Source organism: Candidatus Rokuibacteriota bacterium (assembly GCA_030647435.1).
Taxonomy (GTDB): domain Bacteria; phylum Methylomirabilota; class Methylomirabilia; order Rokubacteriales; family CSP1-6; genus AR37.
In genome coordinates, this window is sequence record JAUSJX010000113.1 from 1 (window position 1) to 8,764 (window position 8,764).

9 protein-coding genes are annotated in these 8,764 nt (G+C 70.5%); all 9 read right to left on the reverse strand.

Going from position 1 to position 8,764, the window contains the following annotated elements:
* The coding region (locus Q7W02_19690; GenBank protein ID MDO8478374.1) for an AMP-binding protein at positions 1 to 1,234 on the reverse strand (1,234 nt) is incomplete at its 3' end.
* Between the two features lie 48 nt (positions 1,235 to 1,282).
* Complete coding sequence (gene lgt, locus Q7W02_19695; GenBank protein MDO8478375.1) at positions 1,283 to 2,077, reverse strand: prolipoprotein diacylglyceryl transferase; 795 nt, start codon at positions 2,075 to 2,077, stop codon at positions 1,283 to 1,285.
* Between the two features lie 16 nt (positions 2,078 to 2,093).
* A complete protein-coding gene (locus tag Q7W02_19700) occupies positions 2,094 to 2,906 on the reverse strand; it encodes an SDR family NAD(P)-dependent oxidoreductase (GenBank protein MDO8478376.1) in 813 nt (270 codons plus the stop codon).
* A gap of 6 nt (positions 2,907 to 2,912) precedes the next feature.
* Positions 2,913 to 4,307 (reverse strand): CoA transferase, encoded by a 1,395-nt coding sequence (locus tag Q7W02_19705; protein MDO8478377.1) that lies wholly within the window; start codon positions 4,305 to 4,307, stop codon positions 2,913 to 2,915.
* Positions 4,307 to 5,026, reverse strand: coding sequence for a bifunctional nicotinamidase/pyrazinamidase (pncA, locus tag Q7W02_19710; protein ID MDO8478378.1), 720 nt, complete (start codon positions 5,024 to 5,026; stop codon positions 4,307 to 4,309). The genes Q7W02_19705 and pncA overlap by 1 nt, the downstream gene beginning before the upstream one ends.
* A gap of 45 nt (positions 5,027 to 5,071) precedes the next feature.
* The gene (locus tag Q7W02_19715) at positions 5,072 to 6,610 is read right to left on the reverse strand and encodes an ABC transporter substrate-binding protein (protein ID MDO8478379.1); all 1,539 of its coding nucleotides are present in this window, start codon (positions 6,608 to 6,610) and stop codon (positions 5,072 to 5,074) included.
* A complete protein-coding gene (locus tag Q7W02_19720) occupies positions 6,607 to 6,912 on the reverse strand; it encodes a hypothetical protein (protein ID MDO8478380.1) in 306 nt (101 codons plus the stop codon). Before Q7W02_19720 ends, Q7W02_19715 begins: the two co-directional genes overlap by 4 nt.
* 353 nt (positions 6,913 to 7,265) lie before the next feature.
* Positions 7,266 to 7,658 (reverse strand): DUF6285 domain-containing protein, encoded by a 393-nt coding sequence (locus Q7W02_19725; protein MDO8478381.1) that lies wholly within the window; start codon positions 7,656 to 7,658, stop codon positions 7,266 to 7,268.
* 4 nt (positions 7,659 to 7,662) lie between these two features.
* The coding region (locus tag Q7W02_19730; protein ID MDO8478382.1) for a phosphotransferase family protein at positions 7,663 to 8,764 on the reverse strand (1,102 nt) is incomplete at its 5' end.

The window sequence follows — 8,764 nt, forward strand, 5'->3', positions numbered from 1 at the left end:
TCACCGGCAGCGGGTCCAGGCCCATGCAGTTGGAGGCGACCGGCCAGCCGGTCTCGGTCTGCCACCAGTGGTCGATCACCGGCACGCCCAGGAGGTCGTGGGCCCAGTGGTAGGTGTCGGGGTCGAGGCGCTCGCCGGCCAGGAACAGGCAGCGGAAGCCCGAGATGTCGTGGCGGCGCAGGTGCTCGCCGGCGGGATCCTCCTTCTTGATCGCCCGGAACGCCGTGGGCGCGGTGAACAGCGCCTTCACCCCGTGCTGCGCGATGACCCGCCAGAAGGCCCCGGGATCGGGGGTGCCCACGGGCTTGCCCTCGTAGAGGATCGTGGTGCAGCCCTTCAGGAGCGGCGCGTAGACGATGTACGAGTGCCCCACGACCCAGCCGATGTCCGACGCGGCCCAGTAGGTCTCGCCCGCGCCCATGCCGTAGATGTTCTCCATCGACCACTTGAGCGCCACCGCGTGGCCGCCGTGATCCCGCACGACGCCCTTGGGCACGCCCGTCGTCCCCGAGGTGTACAGAATGTACAGCGGGTCGGTGGCGGCCACCGGCACGCACTCCGCGGCGGCGGCGCCCGAGAGAAAATCGCCCCAGTCGAGGTCGCGCCCCTTCTGGAGCTGCGCCTTCTCCTGCGGGCGCTGGAGGACCACGCAGCGCGCGGGCTTGTGGCTGGACAGCTCGATGGCCTTGTCCAGGAGGGGCTTGTAGGGCACGACCCGCCCGACTTCGATGCCGCAGGAGGCCGAGAGGATCATCTTCGGCGTGGCGTCGTCGATGCGCTTGGCCAGCTCGTGTGAGGCGAAGCCGCCGAAGACCACGGAGTGGATGGCGCCGATGCGGGCGCAGGCCAGCATGGCGATGACCGCCTCGGGCACCATCGGCATGTAGATGATGACGCGGTCGCCCTGGACGATGCCCTGGCGGCGGAGGGCGCCTGCCGTGCGGGCGACCTCGTCGCGGAACGCGTCGTACGTGTAGCTCTTCACCGTGCCCGTCACCGGGCTGTCGTAGATCAGCGCGATCTGCTTGCCCCGGCCCCGCTCGATGTGCAGGTCAAGCGCGTTGAAGCACGTGTTGAGCCGGCCGCCCACGAACCAGCGGTAAAAAGGCTTGCGCGAGTCGTCGAAGACCTTGTCCCAGCGCCGCTCCCAGTAGATGTCCTCGGCCGCCTCGGCCCAGAACCCCTCGGGATCCCGCATGGACCGCTGGTAGACCTGCTCGTACAGGCTCGCCATCGCCTCACTCCTCTCTGAACAAATACTTTGGGGCCAACTGTTCGAGATTCACGCCGCCCTCGTGCCGCCGCGGGCGCCGCGGCTGACCCACAGCAGACCGCAGATGGAGATGGCGATGCCGACCAGGCTCGCGAGCTGGGGCACGCGGTAGCCGCCGGCCCAGAAGCTGTCGAGCCGCAGGGATTCGATGGCGAATCTCCCCACCGAGTACAAGCCGATGTACCAGAAGAACAGCGCGCCCGGCCGGTCACGCCAGCGCGGGCGGAGCCAACAGACGAGCGCCGTGAACACCGCCAGGTCCCAGAGCGATTCGTAAAGAAAGGTCGGGTGGAAGAACTCCGCGCCCCTGTACTCGAGCGGACGGTGGCGAGGCGAGATGTAGAGGCGCCAGGGCAGATCGGTCGGCCGTCCAAAGGCCTCCTCGTTGAAGAAATTCCCCCAGCGCCCGATGGCCTGCGCGATGGCCATGCTGGGCGCTCCGATGTCCAGGATACGCAGCACCGGGAGGCCCCGCCACGCGGCAAGCCCGGCGGCGACCGAGCAGCCGACGATGAGGCCGCCGTGGACGGCGAGCCCCCCTTCCCACACGGCGGGAATCTTGGCCCAATCGCGGCCGTAGTAGTCCCAGTTGAACGCCACTTCGTAGAGGCGCGCCCCGATGTACCCGGTCACGACTCCCCACATGACACAGCTCGAGATCTTCTCCTCGGGAAGACCCTCGGCGCGCGCCTGACGGCCCACGAGCCACAGACCCACCACGATGGCGACCGCCGTCAGGATCCCATACCACCGGACGATGAAAGGACCGAGCTGGAACGCGATCGAACCCGGAGAGGCGAACATGCCCGAGGCTAACCTGTCACTCCGACGCGCGCTCCGGGCCCGACAGCGTGGCGCCGCCGTCGACGACGAGCGTGTGCCCCGTGATGTAGCGCGCGTGATCAGAGAGAAGGAAGCGCACGGCGTGGCCGACGTCCCAGCCGGTGCCTTCGATCCCCAGCACGGACGCGCTTCGACGCCGGTCGCGGGCCTCCGCGCTCATGCCGCGCTGGTAGACCATGGGCGTGTAGACGGGCCCCGGCGCCACGCAGTTCACGCGGATCCCGTCGCGGCCGTGGTCGACCGCCATGGCGCGCGTGAGAGCGATGACGGCACCCTTGGAGGCGGAGTAGGCCGTCAGGCCGCGCGGCCGCAGCGCGGAGATCGACGACACGTTGACGATGGCGCCGCCGCCCCCGCGGATCATGGCGGGGATCGCGTGCTTGGCGGCCAGGAACATCGTCTCGACGTTGACCTGCATGACGCGGCGCCAGTTCTCCTGCGTCTCGTCCACGACGGAGCCGCGGCTGCCGATGCCGACGTTGTTGTCGAGGAAATCGAGGCGGCCGAAGCGGTCGAGCGCCGTCTTCACCACCATGGCGCAGTCCTCGGAGCGCGTGATATCCGCTTCGAGCGCGAGGGCTTCCCGCCCCTGGTCCTTGATCATCACGACCGTCTGCTCGGCCAGGTCCATCGTGCGATCCACCACGAGGACCCGGGCACCCGCCCTGGCCAGGAGGATCGCGGCCGCGCGGCCATTGCCGATGCCGGCGCCCGCCGCGCCACCGCCCATCACGACCGCGACCTTCCCGCTGATCCCCCAATCGTCCGGCACGTCGAGGCGCGTGGCCATGGGCGCTCAGGCGGGCCAGGCGGCCGGGTGGGTGCCGAGCGGCACCGTCGGACGCGACCAGAATGCGGGCGTCTCCGACAGCCGCGCGGCGGGCACGACGTGGCGCAGCCGGCCGTAGGGTGAGTCCATGTCCGCCATCAGGTCCTGCACGGCGTCCAGCGTGAGGTCGGGCGTGCGCCGGCCGTCCACGCGCCCGAGGCCGTCGACCCAGCGTCCGGTCTGCGCCAGCGACACGCGCACCAGATAGCTGCCGCCTTCACGCGCGCGGCGGGCGAGCGCGACCTGCGCACCGAACGCGGCGAGGTAGCCCGTGCCGTGGTCCACCACCTGCGCGGGCAGGTGCTGGGGCCGTTCGCCTCCGGCGGCGCCTAACCCCTGCTCGTGCGCCATCCCGGTGACGGACTGGATGATGGTCTCGAATCCCCGTCGCTCGCGCCACGGCCCGACGTGACTGAAGGCGGAGAGCGTCACGTACACGATGCCGGGCCGGAGCCGCGCCAGCTCTTCCGGCCCGAGACCGAGACGGGCGAGCGCGCCCGGCCGGTAGGACTGGCAGAAGACGTCGCAGTCGCGGACGAGCGCGCGCAGCCGGTCGGCGTCGTCGGCCTGCCGCAGGTCGAGCGACGCCGAGAGCTTGCCCAGCCCGGTGTCGATGACGAGGCCCAGCAGATTCGGCAGGTGCTTCGACGATACGTTCAGCACGTCGGCGCCGTAACCCGCGAGGGTGCGGCCGCAGATCGGCCCCGCGATGACGCGCGTGAGGTCGAGCACGCGGATTCCCGAAAGCGCGCGCTGGCCTGCGCCGGCAGGCTCCGGCGGGGTCTGGCCTATCTTCACAATCTCCAAGAGGGGCAGCTCAGCGACCGCGAGGCCCTGCGGATGGGCGTGCCACTCCGCGCCCGAGCGCACCATGCCGGTGGGCAGGCCCGCCGCGGCGAACGCGTTCTCAAGGTCAGGGGCGCTCCACTTCGCGACGGCCGCGGCGGCCGCCTCGCGCGTGCCCTCGCAGCCGAGCAGCCTGACAGCCCCTTCGTGGTGATGCGGCAGGTTTGAATGGATCTGGATCCAGCGCCCGTCGCCGGCCTGGTAGAAGCCGAAGATCGGATCGCGGAGATGGAGGTCCGGCTGGCTCTCCGCGCGCAGGTAGCGCTCGCTGCGGAAGGCGGCGACGGCGGCGCGCAGGTCGACCGAGACGGACTGGCTCCGCCCTGTCCGCAGCCGCCAGATCTCGGAGGCCGCGAGCGCGCCGGCGGCGATCACGGTGGAGGCCGCGGTGCCGATCTTGAAGTCGGTGGGCAGGATCGGGTCGGCGCCCGTGAGCGTCACGCGCTCGAGCGCGGCGGGCTCGCAGCCGGCGAGGCCCCACAGGCGCTCGAGCGCGCTGAACACGTCGGTCGGCACTAGACCGCCACGTCGGCCGACTGGATCCGCTTGACGCCTGCCGCCAGCATTTCCTGCCAGGCCTTCGCCATCGAGCCGCCGGCGTCGATCCCACGCGTGGCATCCTCGATCACGAGGGCATTGAAACCCGCCTTGCGCGCGTCCATCGCCGACCAGAACACACAGAAGTCGGTGGCGAGTCCGACGAGGAACACGGTCGTGAGGCCGCGCTCCCGCAGGTAACCGGCGAGCCCGGTCGGCGTCTTGCCGTCGGCCTCGTAGAAAGCCGAGTAGGAGTCCATCTGGTTGCGGTAGCCCTTGCGAATGATCAACTCGGCATGCGGAATGCGCAGGTCCTTGTGCAGCTCCGCGCCCGGGGTCCCCTGCACGCAGTGGTCCGGCCACAGCACCTGCGTCCCGTACGGCAGGCTCACCGTCTCGAAGGGCTTCTTGCCCGCATGGCTCGACGCAAAGGAGATGTGCCCCGGCGTGTGCCAGTCCTGCGTCAGGATCACGTGCTCGAAGGCCGGCGCGAGCCGGTTGATGATCGGGATGATCTTGTCCCCGTCGTTGACGGCGAGCGAGCCGCCCGGCGTGAAGCAGTTCTGCACGTCGACCACGAGCAGCAGGTCCTGGGGGCCCGGCTTGATCTTGGACTGGGCGAACGCTCGGGCGAGGCCGCCGGCCAGCGCGAAGCCGCCGGCAGCCAGCGTGAGGAACCCTCGACGAGTACACGTCATGGTGTCACCTCCTGGGGCGCTGGGTGATCTCGAAGCGCGTGACCGTCACGGGCTCTTGAGCCGCATGTCCTCGTACGCGGGGAACGGGTACATCGGGATGGAGTTGATGGTGTGGTCGGCCAGCCGCGGTCCTATGGCGATCAGCCCGCGCAGGTCCATGAGCGGCGCGAACATCACCCGATCGACGGTCGCCTGCTGGATGCGGTGGAGGAGCGCCTCGCGCCGGGCGGGATCCCGCTCCCGCCCCTGCTGGAGGAACAGCTCGTCGAGGTCGGGATAACCGCCGTAGGCGTAGCTGCCCTTGGAGTAGATGAACGCCTCCACGCGGCTCGCGGCGTTGCCCGAGTTCCCCACGGCGGTGAGGAACAGCCCGCGGAGCTTCTTCTCCTGCCAGGCGGCATAGAAGGCGGCGCGCTCCATCGGCCGCGCCCTCATCCGGATACCCGCGGCATTGAGGTTGTTCAGCGCGGCATCGCCCACCGTGGAGAAGCCGGGGATGGGCACGAACTCCCCGGCGTCGAGGCCGTTTGGGTAGCCGGCCTCAGCGAGGAGCTGCTTGGCCTTCTGCGGGTCGTAGGGCAGAGGCGGAACCTGGAGCGCGAAGTCCATCACCCGCGGAATGATGACGCCGGCCGGCGGGCAGAAACCGAGGCATGCGGCCTCGTTCGTCCCCTTGCGATCGAGGGCGTAGTTGACAGCCAGCCGCAGGCGCTTGTCGCTCCACGGCGACTTGGGATCCCACTGGTCGGCGAACTCGATCCAGAAAATGGACGCGTGGCGCGTGGCCGTCAGCGTCAGGCGCGGGTCGCGCTTCACGGCCTCCCCCTCGGGCCCGTCGAGGAAGAGCGCGAAGTCCGTCTCGCCGCTCTTGAGCATGGTCAGTCGCGTGGTGCTGTCGGGCACTCCCTTCATGGTCAGCCGCTTGACGTAGGGCGCGTGCCGCCAGTAGCCCGTGTAGGCTTCAAACACGATGTCGATGCCGGGACGCTGGCTCACGAACCTGTAGGGGCCCGCACCGATGGGCCGCTGCTTGAAGCCGTCCACCCCGACCTGCTCGAAGTACTTCCTGGGCAGGACGATCCCAGCGGCCGTGGCGGTGGTGCCATAGAAGGTCATGAAATCCGGCCAGGGCTCCTTGAGCTGGAAGCGCACGGTCAGCGGGTCGACCGCTTCCACCTGCCGCACGCGAGACTGAAGCTGCTTCGCGCCGGCGCCCTGGTAGCGCTCGAAGCTCCACTTCGCGTCGTCGGCGGTCACGGGATCGCCGTTGTGGAACTTGAGCCCGCGCCGCAGCTTGAACTCGTACACGAGCCCGTCGGGACTCTCCGTCCACGACTCGGCCAGGCTCGAGCCCATCTTCTGGCCCGGGAGCGGGCGGACCAGCGCGTCGTGAACCGCGTAGAGGATGCCGAAGGGCGTGATCTGGGGCGGCGCGGTGGACGGATCGAACCAGGAGGGCGCCAGCGTGACGTGGAAGGAGACCGTCACCTCGCCCGACGGCGCCTGGGCGGACCCGGGCTGGGCCATGCCGAGGAGCAGGGCGGCCACGACCCATCCGATGACGCGGAATCGGCGCTGGCTCACATCGCACCCCCTTGGCAGCCGTAGTTCTTCACGAGCACGACCGCCTGTGGCACGGGCGCAGCTCCGCGGCGGAGCTGGTCGTCCGCCGCCTCGCGCACGCACGCGCTGAACCGCGCACCATCGACCTCGTATCCGTTGACCACGAGCCGGCCGTCCAGATCGATCCGATCGATCGTGATCGTGGAGAAGTGATTGCACGCCCCCCAGCGCTCCCAGGCCAGCTCCTGGGCGGGTGTGTTGCGCGCTGCGGCACAACCGGCCGCCGCCGTCATCATCAGCAGGCCCAGCACGATCGATCGCATGATCTCCACCCCCTCCCCGCAGACTTCGCGTCGAAGCTTCGGCTTCCGGCGTCGATCCTCCCAAGGCGCGCGGCGGCTGTCAAGGCCTGCCGGCCGACCGAGGCGCCCGAGCGCCCCTTGACAGCACGCGGGCGGCTGGGCAGCACCGCTTCCCCTTGGACTCGGCTCCATCTGTCCGCGGAGGGCCCGCCCGGAGTTGTCGTTGATCCGCACAAGGGCCTCGGTGGCGCCGACATGGAGGGAGCGATGAAAGAGCGCCGAGGGCTTCGAAGAAAATCTCCGAAGCCCTTGACCTCCTTGGTTGCGGGGGCTGGATTTGAGCCGGCGACCTCATGAAGGCGGCCGCGGGGACTTCAGTTGAAGTCGGGATTGCTGCCCTGAAGCTTCTCCTCGACGACCTGCTGCACGTGCGCCAGCACGCGCTCCCGCCAGGGACCGGCGCCGGCCGCGCCGTCCCGGATGCGCTCGCACAGCGCTCGGTTGGCCTCGAGCACCCACGCGTGCAGCAGCCGGGGATCGCAGGGCGGAGCGGCGCGGGGCAGATCCAGAAGGTTCAGCAGCGCCTCGCGCTCGGCGCGGAGCCGTGTCTCCTCGTCCGGCACCTCGCGCGCCACGATGCCCAGGACGTGAAGGGCGATCCGCATCCGGTAGCGCAGGCTCCGGTCGGCGAGGGCCGGCACCACCTCGCCGGCGAGGAAATCGCGCACGGCCTCGATCAGCTCCACGGCGGTCGGCCGGTCCTGCATGGCGTCAGGCGACCCTGATCAAGCGCAGCAGCTCCCACTCCACCTCGGCGCAGCGGCGGCCGATGCTCGCCAGCTCCAGGCTGCGCTCCCGTCCCGTCAGGTGGCGCCGCGCCTGCCGGAGGGTGATGACGGCCCACCACAGGTTGGCGAACACTTCCCAGTAGACGGCCATCTCGGGCGCGAGCCGCCAGCCGGCGACCTTGGCATAGCCGTCGAGGAAGCGCTGCTTCGGGCCGAGCCCGGGCCTGCCCGGCTGGTCCACTCCTTGCCAGAAGCGGATGCAGGCCCACCCCAGATCCTCCCCGGGATCGCCGAGATGGGCGAGCTCCCAGTCCAGCACCGCGCGCAGGCCCTCCGACGGGTGGACGATGACATTCCCGAGACGGTAGTCGCCGTGGCTCACGACCAGCCGCTGCGGCGCGGGCATCCGCGGGCGCAGCCAGCGGAGCGCAAGCTCGAGGGCCGGGTGCGGCTCCTCGACCTCGCGCAGTGTCCGCTCCACCTCGTCGAGCCCGGCCTCGGGCGCGCCCTTCCCGTCAGGCGGCGCCGGCAGTCCCGTGACGGCGTCGCACGGCACCGCGTGGATCCTCGCCAGCTCCTCCCCCATCTGCTCGAGCACGCGTGGACGCACCGCCTCGAACGCGCGATCTTCCAGGATGCGCCGCCCCACCGCTTCGCCGTCGACCCGCTCGAGGATCAGGCCGGAGCCCAGACCTTCGGGATCGTCGCGTGGGACGTGCCAGTAGGGGCGCGGAGCGCGCACGCCGGCGGCGTGCATCACGGCGAGCACGCGGAACTCGTCCTCGCGGCGCAGCCGGCTCTCGAGCGGGCCGGCGCCGCGATCCTGCAGGTAGACGAGCCGGTGCGGCCCCGCGAACGGCCCCGCGTCGATGCGCGCGTCGATGCCCCACGCGTCACGCAGGGTCCCGCCCGGCAGCCGGACCCATCCCACGACGGCGGCCGGGGCGCCCGACCGCCGCGCGATGAATCGTTCCAGGCCCTCGCGAAGGCGATCCTCCGCCCGCTCCACGGCGGCGCCAGGGCTCACGCCCACCGCCGCATCTCGTGCTCGGAGATCTTCACCTTGTGGACCTCGTCGGCGCCGT

Excerpts from the sequence above, each read along its gene's own strand:
- lgt (MDO8478375.1), bottom strand. The coding sequence starts at position 2,077 with ATGTTCGCCTCTCCGGGTTCGATCGCGTTCCAGCTCGGTCCTTTCATC.
- Q7W02_19700 (MDO8478376.1), bottom strand. The coding sequence starts at position 2,906 with ATGGCCACGCGCCTCGACGTGCCGGACGATTGGGGGATCAGCGGGAAG.
- pncA (MDO8478378.1), bottom strand. The coding sequence starts at position 5,026 with ATGACGTGTACTCGTCGAGGGTTCCTCACGCTGGCTGCCGGCGGCTTC.
- Q7W02_19720 (MDO8478380.1), bottom strand. The coding sequence starts at position 6,912 with ATGCGATCGATCGTGCTGGGCCTGCTGATGATGACGGCGGCGGCCGGT.
- Q7W02_19725 (MDO8478381.1), bottom strand. The coding sequence starts at position 7,658 with ATGCAGGACCGGCCGACCGCCGTGGAGCTGATCGAGGCCGTGCGCGAT.